The sequence below is a fragment of the Paeniglutamicibacter selenitireducens genome (assembly GCF_051550675.1).
Classification (GTDB): domain Bacteria; phylum Actinomycetota; class Actinomycetes; order Actinomycetales; family Micrococcaceae; genus Paeniglutamicibacter.
Map to the genome: position 1 here is coordinate 41,346 of NZ_JBPULF010000010.1, position 18,564 is coordinate 59,909.

16 protein-coding genes are annotated in these 18,564 nt (G+C 64.7%); 6 read left to right on the top strand and 10 right to left on the bottom strand.

The window, feature by feature from the left end; genetic code table 11:
* Positions 1-69: 69 nt before the first annotated feature.
* The gene (locus ACSYDW_RS15760; RefSeq protein WP_438339678.1) at positions 70-1,758 is read left to right on the top strand and encodes a long-chain-fatty-acid--CoA ligase; all 1,689 of its coding nucleotides are present in this window, start codon (positions 70-72) and stop codon (positions 1,756-1,758) included.
* Between the two features lie 25 nt (positions 1,759-1,783).
* Here ACSYDW_RS15760 and ACSYDW_RS15765 read toward each other — a convergent pair whose 3' ends face one another.
* A complete protein-coding gene (locus ACSYDW_RS15765; protein WP_438339679.1) occupies positions 1,784-2,449 on the bottom strand; it encodes an alpha/beta hydrolase family protein in 666 nt (221 codons plus the stop codon).
* Positions 2,450-2,579: 130 nt separating this feature from the next.
* Between ACSYDW_RS15765 and ACSYDW_RS15770 the strand changes: the two genes are divergently transcribed.
* Positions 2,580-4,019, top strand: coding sequence for a glycosyltransferase family 2 protein (locus ACSYDW_RS15770; protein WP_438339680.1), 1,440 nt, complete (start codon positions 2,580-2,582; stop codon positions 4,017-4,019).
* A complete protein-coding gene (locus ACSYDW_RS15775) occupies positions 4,016-4,231 on the top strand; it encodes a hypothetical protein (RefSeq protein ID WP_438339681.1) in 216 nt (71 codons plus the stop codon). The genes ACSYDW_RS15770 and ACSYDW_RS15775 overlap by 4 nt, the downstream gene beginning before the upstream one ends.
* Here the strand turns inward: ACSYDW_RS15775 and ACSYDW_RS15780 are convergent, their stop codons facing one another.
* The 3 genes from ACSYDW_RS15780 to ACSYDW_RS15790 all read right to left on the bottom strand — a co-directional run bounded on the left by ACSYDW_RS15780 (position 4,232) and on the right by ACSYDW_RS15790 (position 8,286).
* The gene (locus ACSYDW_RS15780; protein ID WP_438339682.1) at positions 4,232-5,821 is read right to left on the bottom strand and encodes a putative bifunctional diguanylate cyclase/phosphodiesterase; all 1,590 of its coding nucleotides are present in this window, start codon (positions 5,819-5,821) and stop codon (positions 4,232-4,234) included.
* On the bottom strand, positions 5,814-6,152 hold the full coding sequence (locus ACSYDW_RS15785) for a DUF7793 family protein (protein WP_438339683.1): 339 nt from the start codon (positions 6,150-6,152) through the stop codon (positions 5,814-5,816). The genes ACSYDW_RS15780 and ACSYDW_RS15785 overlap by 8 nt, the downstream gene beginning before the upstream one ends.
* Before the next feature lie 103 nt (positions 6,153-6,255).
* Positions 6,256-8,286 (bottom strand): glycosyltransferase family 2 protein, encoded by a 2,031-nt coding sequence (locus ACSYDW_RS15790; protein ID WP_438339788.1) that lies wholly within the window; start codon positions 8,284-8,286, stop codon positions 6,256-6,258.
* Between the two features lie 570 nt (positions 8,287-8,856).
* Here ACSYDW_RS15790 and ACSYDW_RS15795 point away from each other — a divergent pair.
* Complete coding sequence (locus tag ACSYDW_RS15795) at positions 8,857-10,422, top strand: chitinase (protein ID WP_438339684.1); 1,566 nt, start codon at positions 8,857-8,859, stop codon at positions 10,420-10,422.
* 9 nt (positions 10,423-10,431) lie between these two features.
* Here ACSYDW_RS15795 and ACSYDW_RS15800 read toward each other — a convergent pair whose 3' ends face one another.
* The gene (locus tag ACSYDW_RS15800) at positions 10,432-11,361 is read right to left on the bottom strand and encodes a hypothetical protein (protein ID WP_438339685.1); all 930 of its coding nucleotides are present in this window, start codon (positions 11,359-11,361) and stop codon (positions 10,432-10,434) included.
* Positions 11,362-11,672: 311 nt separating this feature from the next.
* Here ACSYDW_RS15800 and ACSYDW_RS15805 point away from each other — a divergent pair, with 311 nt between their 5' ends.
* A complete protein-coding gene (locus ACSYDW_RS15805) occupies positions 11,673-11,828 on the top strand; it encodes a hypothetical protein (protein WP_438339686.1) in 156 nt (51 codons plus the stop codon).
* A 545-nt stretch (positions 11,829-12,373) separates the two neighbouring features.
* Here the strand turns inward: ACSYDW_RS15805 and ACSYDW_RS15810 are convergent.
* From ACSYDW_RS15810 to ACSYDW_RS15830, 5 genes are all read right to left on the bottom strand, one after another.
* Positions 12,374-13,837: a PepSY-associated TM helix domain-containing protein gene (locus tag ACSYDW_RS15810; protein WP_438339687.1), complete on the bottom strand. Its 1,464-nt coding sequence runs from the start codon at positions 13,835-13,837 to the stop codon at positions 12,374-12,376.
* 473 nt (positions 13,838-14,310) lie between these two features.
* Entirely contained in the window at positions 14,311-14,904 is a 594-nt protein-coding gene (locus ACSYDW_RS15815) for a hypothetical protein (RefSeq protein ID WP_438339688.1), read from the bottom strand.
* A 160-nt stretch (positions 14,905-15,064) separates the two neighbouring features.
* Positions 15,065-16,081: an alpha/beta hydrolase gene (locus tag ACSYDW_RS15820; protein ID WP_438339689.1), complete on the bottom strand. Its 1,017-nt coding sequence runs from the start codon at positions 16,079-16,081 to the stop codon at positions 15,065-15,067.
* 103 nt (positions 16,082-16,184) lie between these two features.
* The gene (locus tag ACSYDW_RS15825) at positions 16,185-17,357 is read right to left on the bottom strand and encodes a hypothetical protein (RefSeq protein WP_438339690.1); all 1,173 of its coding nucleotides are present in this window, start codon (positions 17,355-17,357) and stop codon (positions 16,185-16,187) included.
* Positions 17,358-17,437: 80 nt separating this feature from the next.
* The gene (locus ACSYDW_RS15830; RefSeq protein ID WP_438339691.1) at positions 17,438-17,620 is read right to left on the bottom strand and encodes a hypothetical protein; all 183 of its coding nucleotides are present in this window, start codon (positions 17,618-17,620) and stop codon (positions 17,438-17,440) included.
* On the opposite strand from ACSYDW_RS15830, the gene ACSYDW_RS15835 reads away from it, so the two are divergent.
* The gene (locus ACSYDW_RS15835; RefSeq protein WP_438339692.1) at positions 17,619-18,539 is read left to right on the top strand and encodes a LysR family transcriptional regulator; all 921 of its coding nucleotides are present in this window, start codon (positions 17,619-17,621) and stop codon (positions 18,537-18,539) included. The two genes, ACSYDW_RS15830 and ACSYDW_RS15835, sit on opposite strands and share 2 nt — an antisense overlap.
* Positions 18,540-18,564: the final 25 nt, after the last annotated feature.

Below are 18,564 nucleotides of genomic sequence, written 5' to 3' on the forward strand. Positions count from 1 at the left end.
CGAGCTTTTGCCGCGGTGCCCTGGGATCACGCGGACGAGGCGTCCAGAGAAGGGTGGGATGATGGGGGGATGGAGACCGACGAAGCGCAGCCCTGGGTGAAGAACTACCAGCCGGGCGTCCCCGCGCGGATCGAGCTCCCCGCCGAACCGCTCTCCGTGATGTTCGGGCGTTCCGTCGCGGAGGCGGGCGAGAGCCCCGCCATGGAGTTCTTCGGCCGTCGCACCAGCTACCGCGAACTCGGCGAACAGGTGGCCCGCGCGGCCGAGGGCCTGCGCAAGCTCGGCGTGAAGGCGGGGGACAGGGTTGCCCTGGTCCTGCCGAACTGCCCGCAACACGTGGTGGCGTTCTATGCGGTGCTGCGCCTGGGTGCAGTGGTCGTCGAACACAACCCCCTCTACACCTCCCGCGAGCTGGCCGCCCAGTTCGCCGACCACGGCGCGCGGGTGGCCATCGTCTGGGACAAGGCCGCTGCGGCGCTCGCCGGTTTCCCGGCGGACATCGCCCCGGACCACGTGGTCGCCGTCGACCTGCTGGCAGCGTTCCCCGCGCCCAAGCGGCTGGCCCTGATGCTGCCGGTGAAGTCGCTGCGCGCGCGCAGGAACGCGTTGACGGCCCCGGCGCCGGGAACCGCCCCCTGGAATTCGCTGCTGGGCCGCGGGTCGCTGGACCCCGGCCACCCCCACCCCGACGTCCACGACCTGGCCGTCATCCAGTACACCTCCGGGACCACCGGGCGGCCCAAGGGCGCGATGCTCAGCCACTCCAACCTGTACTCCAACGCCCTGCAGGGCGATGCGTGGATGCCCGGGGCCCTGCCGCGCGGGGAGGTCTTCTATGCCGTCCTGCCGATGTTCCATGCGTACGGCATGACCATGTACCTCACGTTCGGCATCCTGAAGCAGGGGTTGCTGGTGCTCTTCCCGAAGTTCGACCCGGACCTGGTCCTGGACGCCATGAAGAAGTCGCCCGTGACGATCTTCAGCGCCGTGCCGCCGGTCTACGAGCGAACCATGCAGGCGGCCGCGGAGCGGGGCGTGTCGCTGCGCTCGGCCAGGTACTGCATCTCCGGGGCCATGAACCTGCCGGCGGAGGTCGCGGAACTGTGGGAGTCCGTGGCCGGAGGGCCCCTGGTGGAGGGCTACGGGATGACCGAGTCCTCTCCCGTGGCCCTGGGCAACCCCCTGCACAGCACCCGGAAGCCCGGGACCATCGGTGTGCCCTTCCCCTCCACCCTGGTCAGGGTCGTTGAACTGGAGGACCCGGAGACCGAGGTGGCCCCGGGGGAGCCCGGCGAACTGCTGGTCAAGGGGCCGCAGGTGTTCACGGGCTACTGGAACAACCCGGAGGAAACCGCCGCGGTGCTGCTTCCCGGCGGCTGGCTGCGTACCGGGGACGTGGTGGTCATGGATGCCGACGGGTTCGCCACGATCGTGGACCGGGTCAAGGAACTGATCATCACCGGCGGCTTCAACGTCTCGCCCACCGAGGTCGAGGCCGTGCTGCGCCAACACCCGGGGGTGAAGGACGCAGCGGCCGTGGGCCGGCCGCTGGATGGCGGCGGGGAAATGGTGGTGGCCGCCGTGGAGCTCGCGCCGGGTGCGACCCTGGACGAGGCGGCCCTGCGCCAGCACTGCCGCGGCGCGCTCGCCGGCTACAAGGTCCCCCGGCGGATCGTCGCCGTCGAGGAGCTGCCGCGCTCGATGCTCGGCAAGATCCTGCGCAAGCAGGTCCGGGACATGGTCCTGCAGCAGCCCTAGCCAGCCCGGTTGCCTCGCCGACCGGTCAGCCGTTGGCGCGGATGAAACCAGCCACGGTGTCTGCCAGCCAGGCGCCGTCCTCCGCCGGGGTGCGCTTGGAGCGGGCCACCTTGAAGGAGTGGTCCCCGCCCTCGAACCAGGCCAGGGCCGCGTGGGGGCCGATGCGCTCCACCACCGGGTCCAGCTCGCCGGGCAGGGCGAACGGGTCGCGGGTTCCCTGCAGGAAGAGCATCGGGATCCCGAGCCCGTACAGGTGGGCGTCGCGGGGCTTCTCGGGCTTGCCCGGCGCATGCAGCGGGTAGCCCAGGAACACCAGCCCGTCGCTCTCCATGCCCTCGGCCACCGCCATGGACGCCATGCGTCCGCCGAAGGACTTGCCGGCGGCGAAGACGGGTCGCCCGCCGCTTCGCTGCCGGGCCGCATCCATGGCGGCGTTCCAGGTCGCGATCGCGGCAGGCGGCCGGTCGGGGAACTTCTTGCCCGCCTCGATGTAGGGGAAGTTGAAGCGCATCGTCGCGATGCCGCGTTCGTTCAGCGCCTCGGTGAAGCCGACCAGGAAGGGGTGCTCCATGCCGGCCCCGGCGCCGTGCGCCACCACGACGGTCGCGGCGGATTCCGGCGGTTCGGAGAACACGGCCGAAACCGCTGATTCGCCGACGTCCACCGACAGGGATTGCCCGAGTGTGCTCATGCACCCAATCTACGACAGAACGCGATCCTGCCCGGGAAACCGCGGCTTTTTGTGTCATTTTTCAAGTAACCGCTGGTCAACGCGGAGCGTGGGCGCGGGAAAGTGCGCGTCCTCCGTTAGGATTCCTCGCGTGAACAAGTCGAATTTCAGCCGCTGGGCCGGAGTCGTGATCGCCCTGCTGGTCGTTGCCGCCGCCGCCCTGCTGGTGTTTGCCGTGGCAACCCGGATACACGTCGACACGGGAATCACCTCCCAGGGCACGCTGTTCGGCCTGTGGAACGTCCTCTACGATTCCCAGGCGCCGGACCAGGCCGTCATGTACACGGCCATCGCGCTGGCCCTGCTGCTCGCGGCAGGCATTGCCATCGTCGAGCGGCGGATCGCCACCCGCTACCGGCGCTCCGGCGACGGGACGGCGACCCCGCTGGCCCCGAAGCTGATCATGAACAAGACCCGGGGCGTGTTCGCCGGTCCCGTCACGATCACCGTGCTGCTTCCGGCACACAACGAGGAGGCCTCGCTTCCCGGCACGCTGGATTCCCTGTTTTCGCAGTCCCACCCGCCGGAGCGGGTCATCGTGGTGGCGGACAACTGCACCGACGCGACAGAACGCATCGCCGCGGAGCGAGGTGTCGAGGTCATGCCCAGCGTGGGCAACACGCTGAAGAAGGCCGGTGCGCTGAACCAGGTGCTCGCCCGCATCCTTCCCGCACAGGGCGACAACGACGTCGTCATGATCATGGATGCCGACACCCAGCTTGACGACGGCTTCCTCGAGGCCGCCGCCGCCCGCTTCACGAACGACCGGGCCCTGATGGCCGTGGGTGGCCTGTTCTACGGGGAACCGGGCCACGGGCTGATCGGGCAGTTCCAGCGCAACGAGTACATCAGGTATTCGCGCGAGCTGAAGCGCCGCCGCGGACGCGTGTTCGTCCTGACCGGCACCGCCTCGCTGTTCAGGCCCGTGGCCCTGCGCGAAGTGGCGGCGAACCGGGGCACCGCGCTGCCCGGCATCCCGGGCGACGTCTACGACACCGCCGCCCTGACCGAGGACAACGAGCTGACGATTGCGCTGAAGTCGCTTGGCGCACTGACCATCTCTCCGTCCGAATGCACAGTGGTCACCGAGCTCATGCCGACCTGGCGCACCCTGTGGAACCAGCGTCTGCGCTGGCAGCGCGGGGCCCTGGAGAACCTCGGTGCCTACGGCATGACGCCACAGACCGTGCGCTACTGGGCGCAGCAACTGGGCATCGGCTACGGCGTCATTGCGCTGTTCTCCTACCTGGCCCTGCTGCTGGTCATGGCGCTGGCCCTGGATACCTGGATCTGGTTCCCGTTCTGGCTGGGGCTCGGTGCGGTGTTCTCCATCGAGCGCGTCGTCACGGTGTGGAAGGGCGGCTGGCGCGCCAGGATGCTGGCGGTGCTGCTGATCCCCGAGCTCTGTTTCGACATGTACCTGAACTTTGTGTACGTCAAGGGAATCATCGACAGCGCCGTGGGACGGCGCGCGGCCTGGACGCACCTGCAGCACGAGGCAAAAACCGAAGCGGAGGCCGACGCGCCATGACACTCGTCCCATCCACCGGACTGGTCCTGCCCGAATCCCTGCTGCACAGCGAGTGGTTTGCCGTGTGGGCGACCTTCGTCGCCATCAACACACTGATGTACGCGGCGCTGTCGATCTCCAAGATCCTGCCGAAGATCTACCCGTCGGACTGGTTCCACGGCCGCAACCGGCGCACGGAAACACGCAGCATCCATCCGGACGCGGACCGCTAGCTAGCCGGCCCCGTGCCCCAGTTTCGCCGGATCGCCGGCAGCGCCTGAATCCTTGGCGCGGGGCCGGGCGGACAGCACGGCAGTGAAGTCAGCACTGCCCATGGGCCGTCCGAAGAGATACCCCTGGGCGTGCCCGAAGCCCATGGCCCGCAGCTTGTCTGCCTGGCCCCGGGTTTCGACGCCTTCCACGACGCACTCCAGCGCGCACGCCTCGATCAGGTAGGCGACGGCCATCAGCAACTTCTCCTGCTGGGGATCGGTGTCCGCGTCGTCGACGAGCGACTTGTCGATCTTCACCCCCGCAACGGGCAGCTGGCGCAGGTAGCTGATGGAGGAGTACCCGGTTCCGAAGTCGTCGATGTACACCTCCACGCCCATCTGCCGAAGGGCCAGCATGGTGTACTTGTGGAGCCTGTCGCCCGTCATGAGCTTGTCCTCGGTGATCTCCAGGGCCAAGGTGGAGGCGGGCAGCCCGTGGCGGCGCAGTGCGTCGCGGATGATGTCCGGGAAGCCCAGCAGGTGGAGCTCCCGGGAGCTCACGTTGAGGTGGACGGTGAAAGCCTCGTCCGCCACCCCGAGCGCGCGCCAGCGGACGAGGTCCTTCAGCGCCTCGTCCAGCAGCTGTTCCGTGATGGCACCCATCATGCCGGCTTCCTCGGCAACGGCGAGGAATTCGCCCGGAGGCGTCAACCCGTAGTCTGGGCGCTCCCACCGGACCAGCAGCTCGGCGCCGACGATCGCCTCGTCCTGCAGGGAAACCAGCGACTGGTAGTACGGAAGGATCTGGTCGGTGCCCAGGGCCCTGCGCAGGTCCGCGACCATTGCGGCTTTCTCCTGCCGCTCGAAAAGCATGTAGGGCTCGAATTCGTGGACCTTGGAGGTGCGCGAGTGCTTTGCGGCATACATGGCGGTGTCCGCCTCGAGCAGCAGCCGGTCGGCGTCGTACCCCGCCGCGGCAATGGCGATGCCCAGGCTGGCACCGGGCGCAAGGCTGATGCCGTCCACGACCATCTGCTCGTTCACGGTGCTGACGATCCGCTGTCCAAGCTCGTAGGCCCCGTGTTCCTGGGCGCAGAGCAGGATGGCGAACTCGTCCCCACCCAAGCGGGCTATCAGGTCCTGTGCGCGAATGCCGGAACGCAGCCGGGCGGAGAGCTGGCGCAGGACCTGGTCCCCGACCGCGTGGCCGTGGGTGTCGTTGATGCTCTTGAAGGCATCCAGGTCCAGGAGCAGCAGGATCGGCGCGGGGCCGCCTTCCTCCATGCCCTTGAGTGCGATTTCGATGTCCCTCATCAGCGCAGAACGGTTGGCCAGCTGGGTCAGCGGGTCGGTGTACGCCAACAGCTCCATCTGGTCCCGGGCCTTTTCGAGCATGACTGTCCGGTCCTCCACCCGCCGGTCCAGCGTCGAGTAGGTCAGCTTGAGCTCGGCGGCCATCGCGTTGATGCCCATGATGATCGCATCGATCTCGTCGCGGCGGGGGCCCGGGCGCAGCCCGGTGTCGAAGTCCATGTCGGCGATCTTCAGGATGGCCGAAACAATCTGGTCGAGGCGGGGATCGTTGTCCGTCGTGTGAAGCTCGTCAGGCACTGGGCAACACGAATTCCACGGCGTCGTTCCGGCGTTCGAAGTAGGCACACGTGTGGTCCTCATCCAGCTTGCGCATGAAGAAGCGGGCCAGGACCTGGTCGGCCGGTCCCGAACCCAGCACGCCCACACGCAGGTTTCGGATCAGGTCGTTGAAGTATGCAGGCACATCGGACCCAATGTCGTCGAGCCCTGAAATGTCGATGATCAGGCGCGCAGCCAAACCACTTGACCGGCTTTCGAATTGTTCCAGCATCTCCACCAACATTGCGAGGGTCAGGGTGGTACCTGTCTTGAACTGGACTTCGAGGATGTGGTCCTCGAAGAACGTCATTCTGGACAGGTCCCCGGACCAGGTCCAGAGACACAACGCAGCGCCGTGTCGGTCGAAAGTTCCATCGGCCAACGGCTCACCAACGGCTTCCCACGTTGAAAGACTACTTGACACCGATGCGCCTCCGTCGGTCTTCACTGCCGCGAAGGTCGCGGTTCAGTCTGCGGTCACCTTGGTACAGCATGGTTGACCAATCCGTATTTTCCGGGGTTGCCACGGGGTACGGCGCCGGTTTTGCCTTGGGCTTGCGGGGTTCGACGTACAGCCAGTTGACGACACCCAGCACCATGTCAACGAGTGAATTCTTGACCCCTATGTAGGCGCGGATCGCAAAGCTTGCGAGGATCGCGTTGAGGGCGGCGAACGCGACGTTTCCCCAGTTCTGTTCCTGGAAATCACGCCACAGGGTCACCAGGGAAAAGACCACGATGACATAGGGGATGGCGACGTAGAGGCCGGGCGCCGCGGTTCGGTCTCGGACCTTCGGCGTCCTGACAAAGGGAATCTTTTCCCCGGTGAACGCCTGTTCCACCGATTTCAGGACCCCTGCGACGTTGACCGGCAAGAGGACGAGGTTGAACCCGTAGATGCGGAAGATGTCCGTGAAACGGTGGCCGCAGGCGCGAAGGTCGCTGCCCATGGCCAGGAAATACGGAAGGGCCGCGATGAAGATCAGCGGGCTGAGGAGGCGCCCGTCGTAGGGATAGGCCAGAAGGAAGATCAGGCCCAAGCTCGCCCAGGAGATGGAGGCCATGTAGTTGACCCGGAGGAGGACCTCGCGCAGGCTGAACCGTTCCCGACGGTGCCGGCGTTCATTGAGCTGGCGCCAGAATTTCGGCAGGATCAGCAACCCGCCGTTCGCCCAGCGTCGGCGCTGGACGACCAGCGAACCGAAATCCGGGGGAGTGGCGCTGTAGCTCAGGCGTTCCGGGTAGTTGGACAGGGTCCACCCGTGGGCTCCGAGGTCGATGCTGGACTCCGTGTCCTCGATGACGGTGCGGTCCTGGATGTAGGTGTGTATCTCGTAACCGCCGACCGTTTGGGTCTCGCGGATGTCCATGAGCGCCCGTTTGCGGATGATTGCGTTGGCACCGACCCAAAAGGTTGCGCCATAGCGGGTCATGCCCTGGTGGAGGATGTGCTGGATGTCGGTGGTAGCACCTGCCACTCGTTCGATGCGCGTGGGCGCCCCTCGGAATGAGGAGTACGGTGTCTGGGTCACGGCAACGCGCGAGTTCTCATCCGATTCCAGGAAATAGACAAGGCGCAGGCAGTAGTCCCGCAGCAGCAACGAATCCGCGTCAAGGGTCAGCAGGTACTCGGAGTCTGGGATGTCCAGGGCCGGGACGTCCGGCGACGCGGAGGTGCCGGAGTCCACCGGCCGCAGCACGGTGGCATCTCCCCGCTGGTCAGGCACCCACCGGGTGCCCATCAGCGAGATGTAGGAATTGAGGTTCATCGCCTTGTTCGCCTCCTGCGAGAGGTTCGCGTAGCGCTTGCGCTCAAAATTGCTCAGGCGGGCGGAGAATATCCTGACCAGCCGGAGGTGCAGCTCCGTGAGTCGTTCCGGTTCCAGCTCTGCATTTTGTGCATGTGCCGCCGTGAGCGCGAGTAGCGTCAGGCGCAATTCCCGGGCCAGGCCCATCAGGACCGAGTCAACGAAGAATTCGTCGACATGGTCGTTGATCTGTTCGGATTCGCTCATCGATTCAATCCACAATGCGGCCTCGAGGTAGGCAGCGGATGTGCCCAGAAGAAGTTCCGCCGGCGCGGCTCCTTCGGCCAAGCGCACTTCGAAGCGCCGGTGCGCCGCTTCGGCGGCGGAACGCGGCGTTTCCAGCGCATCACCGATCTCGCCCACCAGACGGCGGGTTGCTTCCAACCTGGCCAGGACTGCGGGATCGTTCGGATTGGGGTTGTCGTCGATCAGCAGCACCACACGCAGGTCCGCGAACTCCTGCAGGGCAGCCGACCACAGTGTCTGCCGCACGACGCCGGGTTCCTCGGCGTAGCTGGGCACAAGCGTGGTGATGGATCGTTCGTACACGCGGAAATGGCGGTCCAGCTCGCCACGCGGCACCCTGCGGTGTTCGGCAAAACGGTGGAGCGCAGCTTGCCGCGCGGTGAGGTACATGAGGGCGGAGAACGTCAGGAACGAGACCACGGTCAGGTACATCACGGCTTCGAATTGGAACCTGAATCCGGCTTCCGGGTTGTTTGCCAGCTGACGGAAAATCGTCGATACGACGTATGTCACCCACGCCAAGATGGTGACTACGATGCCGACTCGACCCCAGACGATCTTTCGTCTTGACGGGGCCGGGTGGACAATCGACAGCGGCTCGGAGCGCTTCTCCGAACCCCACTGTCGTTTCCGGATCGGTTCGGGGCCCGCGGGGGCTTCGGCGGAAGTGCATTGCGCGTCAGCTTCGACGACCAGCAATTCCTCTTCTCGTACCGTCAAGATTCTCCTGCCCCCGGTGGTGAATGATGAACGAAGTGTAGTCAACGCCACATTTTCGCAGAGTTCATTGATTCTATATTAGTGCTCTATGCTTGCAAGATACGTCACATTTAAGCTCTTCATGCGGCGTATGAAAGCGGATTTTCGGTCGCGGATCCCGTGGCTCACCGGGCATCGACCACCGTGAATCCGAATCAATCATTCAAGATGCCGTTCGCTGGTGCGGCTATGGGGGCACAGTTGAGTCGTACCGATGGAAGGCGCCTCTCCTGGGGTCGCCTGCTTTTCTTGGTTGCAGTCGTTGGTGCGGCGGTGTGGGCGGGGCTCCACTATTGGACCTCCAACCGCGATGCGGCGAGGGCGGCAGAATCCGGACATTGGTTCGGGGCCTACGTCGACACCACTTCCACCCCCTTTTACCCGATTGCGGAAGACGTCGGGAAACGCGAACGCGTGGTGCTTGGCTTTGCCGTTGCCGACCCCAAGGAAGCATGCTCCCCGTCCTGGGGTGGCTACTACTCAATGGATGCCGCCAACGAGACATTCGATCTGGATCGCCAGGTGGCCCGTGTGCGCGAGCAGGGCGGTGAGGTGGTCATTTCCACGGGCGGACTGCTTAACGATGAACTGGCGACGGCATGCACCGACATCGGCAAGGTGGTTTCCGGATACGAGAGTCTGCTGGAGCGCTACGAATCGACGACTTTGGATTTGGACGTTGAAGGTGACGACCTGGAAGATTCCGATTCGGGCTTGCGCAGGGCAGCCGCCGTTGCCGAGATGCAAAAGCGGGCAGCGGGAGAAGGGCGAAACATCGAGGTTTGGGTGACTCTGCCGGTGGACACCAGGGGACTCACGGCCAGCGGGCTCGGCGAGGTTCGCCGCCTGCTCGAGGGCGGAGTGGACCTTGCCGGAATCAACTTGATGACCATGAATTTCGGCGAGACCAGGGAAGCCAACCAGTCCATGGCTGCAGCCTCGGAACAGGCAGCCACCAGTGCGCACCGACAATTGCTGGAACTCTACAAGAGCCTGAACAAGGCCACCGGCGAGCAAACGATGTGGTCAAAAATCGGGCTGACCCCCATGATTGGGCAGAACGACTTGAGTGGCGAGATATTCACGCTTGAGGACGCTGTTTCCCTGAACACCTTCGCTAAGGAAAACGGGCTGGGTCGGATATCCATGTGGTCGGCGAACCGCGACGCCGACTGCGGACCCAACATGCCTGAAAGCGAGCGAGTCTCAAACAATTGCAGCGGAACGAAGCAAGCCAAGGGGGAATTCGGCAAGTTGCTCTCGCTCGGCCTGGGATCCGGCTCTTCGACCGAGGACGCCAGGCCGTCGGCGGTCCCGGTGCCGGAAGAAACCGCGATCGTCGACGATCCTGCCAAGAGCCCGTACCCTGTCTGGAATGTCGATGCCGCATACCCGAAGTCCGAGCGGGTTGTTTGGCGTGGAAATGTCTTCGAAGCCAAATGGTGGACCCAAGGCGATGTCCCGGATCAACCGGTCGCGGATGCTGGAACCACTCCGTGGTTGTTGATTGGGCCGGTGTTGCCCGGAGACAAGCCGGAACCGATCCCGACGGCCCCTTCGGGTCTGTATCCGGAGTGGTCAGCCGAGACTGTCTACGAGAAGTCGGACAGGATCATCTATGGCGAACGCGTCTTTGAATCCAAATGGTGGAATCAGGGCGAGAGCCCCGAGGCGGCATTGCAGGGTGCCGTGAACTCCCCGTGGCTGCGCTTGTCGAACTCCCAGCTGCAGGATGCGATTGACGGGGCCGCGACCAAATCGCCGTAGCACTTCGGTCTAGGTTCGTCCCTGGTCTGCCAAAGCCCTGATGCGATCGGCTTCGTCGCGCTGGCCCTGGGCTTCAGCCTCGCGGCCCAGCTTGGTGAAGATTTCAGACCACAGCAGGTGGGCCGCAATGTGTTCTGATTCGTCGGATCCGGTGGCCGCGTCGAAGGCCCGCTGCAGGATCCCCGAGGCCTTGAGTGGCTCGCCCGTGGCCAAGTTCCAGCGCGCCCGTGTGACGGCCAAGCCCATCAATTCCGGTTCGCTGCCACCGATGATGTCGTAGGCAAGCTGGGCCCGGTCAATGCAATGAAGTGTCTGGTCGTTGGCTATCCCTGCTTGAAGCTGTACGTCGGCCGTGGCCTTGTTGAAGCGAGCCCATGCATGCATGTCGTTGGTCGGGGCAAGAAGTTCGCTCGCACGGTCGTGGTAGGCCAGGCCTTCGGAATGCCGACCGTGGGCGAAGGCTAGATTGCCCAGGGTCCAGTATCCGCTGCTTGCAACCTTGGAGTCGGTAATGCGGTCCAGGACCACCTTCAGGTCGTCCCTGAGGTTCCAGGCATCATCGATCATGCCGGCTTCCACGAGGCTGGCGATGAGTCCTTGGTAGGCCTCCGCGTGGATCTCGAGGTGGCCGTCGAGCGTATTGAGCGCGGTCAAGGCTTCCCGGGCGGCAGCTATTGCGGGAGCATGCTGGGACTTGTTGCGTAGTGCGGATGCCCGCAGGAGCAATGCGCGAACTCTCAAGTCGGGGTTGACCCTGGAAATAGGAGATTCTATGAGTAGTTCGGATGTTCGCAAGGCCGCGCTGTACGAACCGGACAGGATCTCTGACTGCCCGAGAATGTAGATGAAATCCCATTCCTTGGATGCCTCCCCCATTGCCGCATAGGCGCGGGCGCAGGCTTTGGCAGCATCGGCAATAAGATGCTGATCCTCGGCCATCCGAGCTTTGCGGAGGAGAGCCTCACATCGGAATGCTTCGGCCTCTAGGGAGCGGGGGTGCATGGTTCAATTATGGTCCATGATCGGGCTGCACGGCGATGAGGTCGGAACAGTTACGTCCTTTCCAGGGCTTCATTCCAGATTCGGATTCTCAGAGCAGGCGAGTAATCATGATTAATTTTTGTGATTAACACTCCATATGTTCAGGTGGGAGCTAGAATCTGATTTTGGGGTGGCCGACCTTGCTAAGTGTCGGTGGAACGGGCAAAGCCCTGAAGTTGCCCACAATATCGACAGAAATGGAGTTCCCTTTGAAGAAGCTCATTGGCGCAGCGCTGGCAACCATGGTTCTGGCAGGCGGCGTGTTCCTCGGTGGCGTATCGGCAGCACAGGCTGACCAGCAGGACGGCGCAAGCCAGGCCGGCCGCTTCGGCCAGGTCTCCACGTACAACAACTGGCCTTTCTAAGGTCGGATGCGTCGGGGTGGTGACGCCTCTGTGGCGGCGCCACCCCGTAACGCAACGTCAACGGCGTCCACGACCCGGTTCAGGTTTCATCTGGCGATGCGCCGACAGGGCAATCCAGTATCCTCACGGTTGTGGCCGGAAGCCGGCCCGACTGAATCCATGGAGCAACCTCTCCTGAGAGCGGGGCACCCATGGCTCGGGTCGCGGCACTCCAAACGTGAATGAACCAACCCTGAATCCAGGCAGACCACACTCGCCAGGTCCCGCACTTGCCCAACCGTCTTTCTCGGGAGTTCGGCAAGCCACAATTTAAAGGCCCTGCCGACGGAGGGGATCCGCGTATCGCCGAAAAGGCTGTTGGCGCCCATTGCCCAGCGGTTAGGCAATCGGTCGAGCGGGTGACTACAGCATCCGGACAAGGTTCGAGGGTGCTGCGACAAAATCCACGAATCGACTACACCGCCCGTCACGCTCGCGAGAGTGCCGTTGATCCACACTGCATTCAGGCCAACGGCACCCATAGATCTCGCGATAGGGCTATTTCACTACTTGGCGGTTTCTGCCGAAACCAACAGCGAGCGCTTCCGGTGAGCGGTTTGCGCACGGATGAGGTCCACGACGACAAAAGCCGCGAGGCTGATGCCCATGAGTGGTAGGAAAAGCCCGAGCCCCAGTGCCGCCACGAGGACAAGCGCGATGCCCCACCAGGGTGCCCGTCGCAGGGAACCGCGCGCGGGCGGGTTCCCCATGCGCTGGGTCAGGTTCTTCGTGGGGCGTCTCTTCCACCACATGCGGTATCCCAATACGACCATGGCTGCAACGGTGGACGCCACGAGGAAAAGGATGATCTGGTTCGGGAGCCCGAACATCGACCCCATGTGGGTGTCGATGCCCCACCGTGTGAGTTTCGATGCGAGGTTGAAATCCTTGAAGTCGACACGGTCGAGAACCTCAAGGGTTTGTCCGTCGATGGAGACCGCGTCGACCTCGGTGGGGTAGGAGCGCTGGATTTCCTGGACCACCCAGGCGGTGCCCTCGGAGGCCGGAGGTTTGATCTCAACGCGGCCGGTATTCACATTCACTTCTTGGGCGACGGCAAGGACCGTGTCAAAGCCCGCTGGGCTTGCCAGCCCGGTTGAGGGGGCCGTTTGCGGCTGGTGGTGCGAGTGGTCTCCTCCTGCGGCTTCGGGAAGCTTTGAAAGGGCGGTGTTCACCGAAGGGGTCTTCCAGCCCAGTGCCGTGCGGAGAGTGCTGACGTTTGCGCCGCCATAGGTGGACCAAGTGATTCCCGTGGCCGAGAGGAAAAGCGCGAACGCGAGCACCCAGAGTCCGAGCGATCCGTGCCAGCTGGCCAGACGGCGGTACCCCTTGGCCTTGGTGTTGGGGCGAAGGAGATCCTTTTTCCTGCTGGTCCTGGCAAAGCGCGTGGCCCAAAGGCCGAGGCCGGCCAAGGCAATGACACCCAACCACGAAGCGGCAAGTTCGCTGTACAAGCGGCCGGGTTCACCGAGATGCAGGTTGCTGTGCAGTTGGTCGATCCAGGTTCGCAGCGGGAGTGCCCCGCTGGATCCGTAGGCCGTGAGGTCTCCGCGAACCTCGCCGGTGGCGGGGTCTACGAAGATGGCCCTGGTTTCACTGGGGCCGAGGTTTTCCCCGGCGTACATCACCCGGGTGGTGTCGCCAGGTTCCGGTGCGGGACGCACAGCAACGGGGCTTTCCGCGGTGCCGATATGGGCATTGGCTGCCCGGACTTGGTCGGACAAGGGCAAGTAGGCCTCGGCGGCGGGTGCATGAAGCTCCTTGGCATAGACGACCTGCTCGACCTGCGGGGCCAGTGCGTAGAGTGCCCCGCTGATCGCGGCTATGAGAATGAAGGGGCCGACGAAGATTCCGGCGTAGAAATGCAGGCGCAGCAGGAACTGGCCGAACCAACCCTTGTGCGGAAGCTGCGCAGGTGACGCATGGTGCATTGCCCCGAGCCGTGGGGTCTCTTTTTCATTAATTGACATGGGTATTCCTTGGGATGGGAAAGCATGGGTAACTGGGTTTCGCCGGCGCATCCGGGCGGGGCCAAACGAGGGCAGCGCACCGGGGGACCGTTGAGAACCATCGGACGGCTCGCGGAGGCACTGCGCTGTGGGCCCTCAGTGGGCGGCCGGCGAAGGACGACGCGTTCAAGCGGTTGTCGCCCGCTGCGGGAATGGGGTGGATAGGTGGAATCCGTGACGCCCTGCGCCGCTCCGCATCGCGGCGGTGAAGGACGGGGAATCGTGCGGAGAGGCGGCTTTGAACGTCCATGACGGGTGCCGGGGCATGCCGAAACGACGGCGGATCACCGCCTAAGGAATCGGCACATGACACTGCATTGGCAAGCGACTACGCCGGGCCCATCCAGTTGCTGCTGCTTCTGCGGGCACGGGTGAAGGACGTTTCGCGGGCATGGGGAAACCCCTGCCGCATCACCGGCGCATCGCCGGGCGGATCACACCATCGACGATGCGGGAGGCCCTCGTCTGGCCACGCAACTTACAAAGACGGCCGAGGCAAAGGCCGTCGGTTCCGTCCGGCGAACGGGTCGGCGCGGAGGCAGCGTCGGAACGCGAAATGCCGCGAGCAGGAGCCACAGGAAGCCGAAGGAAAACAGCTCCAGCAAACCCGCCAGGCTGAAGAGGATCGATTCGCTGCGGTGAAACACCAACACCGTGGCGATGGCGGCGATCACGTGGGCCGCGAGCATCGGGCCGCCGTGTGGGAGCTGGCCGGACACGGGGCTTTCGGACGATGCCGCGAGCGTGGCATGCATGAGATGCCCGTGTTGGGTGTTGACGGTCATTGACGCGCCGCCGCCGTGGCCGGCGCCCATGGAGAAGAGCCCATGGAAGAAGAATTGGCTGAACGCCACGGCAATGGACAAACGAAGGAGCGAGAACCGTTGGCCGCTGAGCAGGATGCAGACCTGTGCGGAGACCGCCAACGGCAACATGATGCCCAGGAGGTCCGGCACCGACCCGCCGGCCAGCACATGCGAGCACAGGGCCACCGTTGTCGCGAACAACGCGGCAACGGCACCTCTCAACGCACGATCTGAACGGGACGACTTCTGCACCCGGACAGTATTCCAGAACGGCGGATCGGTCCGTGCATTGATGGCGACACAAAGCCGCGGGACGCCGTAAGGCAAGGCCAAGTGCGGGGCCAATCGCCCCGAGGCTCCCGGCGGGCCCGGCTGGGTTGCTTCAGATGCCGGGGGTTTGGGCGTGCGACAAATTGCTCCACAGATCGCGGCGTGTAGCATCCAAGGTGTCTTGGGCCCACCTGCCCATCGTGGAGTAGGCCACGTCGCGGATGTCCCTCGGGGAGAGGAAGATGTCGTGGAAGGCCCCTTCGATGCGGCGGATGCAGACGTCGTGCCCGAGGTCTACGGCGCGGGCCGCGACCGCCTGGACGTTCAATGCCACGTCGGCTGCCTTGGCGTCCTCGCTCCAACGTGGTTGCAGGTAGCTCTTGCGCGAGAGCATCACCAGGGCCGGGCAATCCAGCTCCAGGCCGCGTGCCACCTGTGCCTGGCCGGTGAAGACCGCGTGCAGGAAGCCGGGGGTCAGGGTGAATCCCTGTTCCGGCCGCCAGGAGAGGTTGTAGTCCCATTCGCCGTCGAACGCCGTTGAAACGGCCCGGGTGTAGATCCCTGGGTCGATGGTAGGCAGTGGGCGCCGGGGGTTGATCAAAGACGTGGCAGCCAGCCACGGAGCCACGGCGGAGCGGATGATTCCACTGGCCTGGAACTCGAGCCACGGGCTGTTCAGCACCAGCGCGCTGACACGTCCGGGGTTGTTCCCCGCCCAGAGGCTAGCCGTCAACCCGCCGGTTGAATGTCCCAGCAGGACGAGCTCCCGTCCGTCGTCCCCCTCGGCATGCCCTCCCATGACCTCCAAGGCCGCGTCGATTTCCTCCGCGTAGTCCTCGAGGTCCGTGATGAATCCGGGGACCTGCCCCGGGCGCAGGCTGCGCCCGTAACGTCGCAAGTCGAGCGCGAAGAACCTGGCGCCACGCGATGTCCAGAACCGGGCGAGGTCCTTCTGGAAAAAGTAGTCCGACCACCCGTGGATGTAGAGCACATCGACGTCGCCGAACAGGGGAACCGCGGCCGTCGGGGCATCGGTGCAACGGACAAGCGTTGCCTCGTCGCCGCCTGGCAGCAGCAGGGTGTGCTGTTCGAATCCGGGACCGAGCACGTCGGCCAACCACTGAACCATGGTCCCACCCTATGGCACCGCGGGCGTCATCGCCCGGCCATCGGCTGCGTTGCGCCGAGCGGGGGGAAGCCGCCCGGGCATCGAACATGGATCCGTGCAAAACCTAGGTCGGGGTGTCATCCCGGTCCCCGGGCCCGGCAAACTCGTAGGAAACGCCGGAGGGCTCGGCCAGCTCGAGCACCAGCGGTTCGAGCAGGACCTCAGGGATCGACAACATGTTCCCAATGGAGACCAGCCCCTCGTCGCGGAGGCTTTCCAGCCGCCGCCAGGCCGCCTCGATGGCTGGCGGGTGTCCGCGCGGATCCACGTCGTCGAGGCCGCGTACCGGATGCCTGAGGATTTCCACGCTCAGGGGTTCGACGCCGGCTTCGAGCAGGAAGTAGCGGGTGAGGTAACCCAGTTCCGGAACGACGTCGCGGCCGCCGCTTTCCTCGGCCACGGACTTGTACATGTGCCTGGCCACGGTCCTCACTCCCGCCGTGGCATCTGCGTGGCCGCCCGCCAGGAACTTCCCGCAACGTTCGGTCGGGTAGGCGCGTGTCGGGGTTAGGCGGATGAACTCCGCGCCGACCAGCGCATCCCAATACAGCTTGAGCCGGGGGACGTGGCTGGCGTTCCTGAAGAATACTGGGCCGGTTTCTGGTCCCGTGCCGGGGACCAGCGCCGCTCCGGATCCGTCGACAACGTCCACGGCAAGGACGTCGAGGCTCGCGGCCGCCGCCTGGACGTGTTTACGGGGCAGGGCCCTGGTGGAGGTGATCTCGCGCTTGTTGCCCAACCACGTGAGGAACGAACGCATTCGGGAGGTGATTTCGAGTTGTTCGATCGCGGACGCTGCCTGGCTTCCCGTGAGCACGGGAACCCTGATGAGCGCGGACTGGAGTTCGGGGATGCCGGAGTAGCGGGGGCCCGGGGCGGGAAGCATCAGCCTGTCGAAGTAGCTCCTGGTTCGGCGGTAGTCCTCAGCGGTTCCGCCCCACGTCCCGGTGGTGCTGAGGAAACGGAGGTAGGCGTCGATGACGCCGGCCATGTCCCGGAAGTCACCGGGTTTCATGGAAAACATGAAGTCGTCCATGGCCGTGGCGAACGGGTAGAGACCCAGGACCCTGAGTTTCCTGTCCCCGTTGACGGCGGCGTAGCGGCGCAGGAAATTTGTCATGGACGATCTGAGCAGCTCTTCGGGAAGGCCCAGGTTTTCCTGCGTGCACCACGTTCCGAATGAGCTCAGTACCCCCGGCAACTCGCGCCGGATGCGGATGTCGTCTATTGAAATCACGACGTCGTTCAGCTGGCCGGCCGGCGAACCGCCTCGGGTCTTTCGGTTTTTTGCGGATTCTGGTTCTTTGTCCGACATTGTCATTCCACGGGTTGAACGGAGTGGTCCAGCTCGTCCCAGAAGTCCGGCCGGCGTTGCCTCGAGCGTACTGGCGAGCGCCCGCGGATGGAACCGCGGGTCGGGAATTGGCGAATGCCGCCGAATGCGTTTCCGCCGCGGCCCAGACCGTTCACCGGCGGCGGGTCGCGCAATAATGCACTCATGACCAAATCTTTCACACTGGTGCAGCTGCGGTATTTCGAGGCCGTGGCCAAGCTGGAGAACATGACTGCCGCGGCCGCCGAGCTCAACGTCACCCAGTCGACGCTCTCGTCGGCCCTGGGCCGGCTGGAGCAGGAGCTGGGCGCGGCGCTTTTCACGCGGCTCTCCAGCAAGGGTTTGCGGCTGACGCCTGCCGGCAAGCGGCTGCTGAAGGGGTCGCAGGCCTTCCTCGAGGACGCCGACCTGCTTTACCAGTCGGTGCGGGACGAGGGCGAGTCGCTGGCGGGTGAACTGGTGGTGGGAATCTACCTGCCGCTGGCCCCCTTCAAGGCACCAGTGATCCTGCAGGCGTTCGAAGCCACCCACCCGGATGTGAAGGTGAGCTTCCACGAGGGCGACCAGGAATCCCTGCGCCAGGCCCTGCTGGATGGGGTGTGCGAGCTGGCGCTGATGTACGACCTCGGCGTCGGCCCGGAGTTCGACCGCCGGGTCCTGGAACGAGTCCCGCCGCATGTGCTGGTGCCGGCGGAGCACCCCCGGGCGGCGACACCCGGGGCGCCGGTGAGCCTGATGGACTTCGCCAGCGAGCCGTTCATCCTGCTGGACATGAAGCACACGCGGGAATACTACCTCGACATGTTCAAGCGCGTCGGGATCAACCCTGTGGTCAGGCACAAGGTATCGGGGTATGAGACGGTCCGTTCGTACGTGGCCAGAGGACAGGGGTTTTCGCTGCTGAACCAGCGCCTGCTCCACGACTCGACGTATGCCGGGGGTTCGGTCGTCCCGTTGCGCATCCTTGAGGACCTCCCGTCGATCGAGGTGTCGCTGGTCCGTCCGGCGGGGGCGAAGCCCACCAAGAAATCGTTGGCCTTCGAGCGCATCTGCGGGGAACTGTACGGGCAGAGGGAGGAAGCCTGAGGGGCGCGCCCGGCTTCGATCGTTT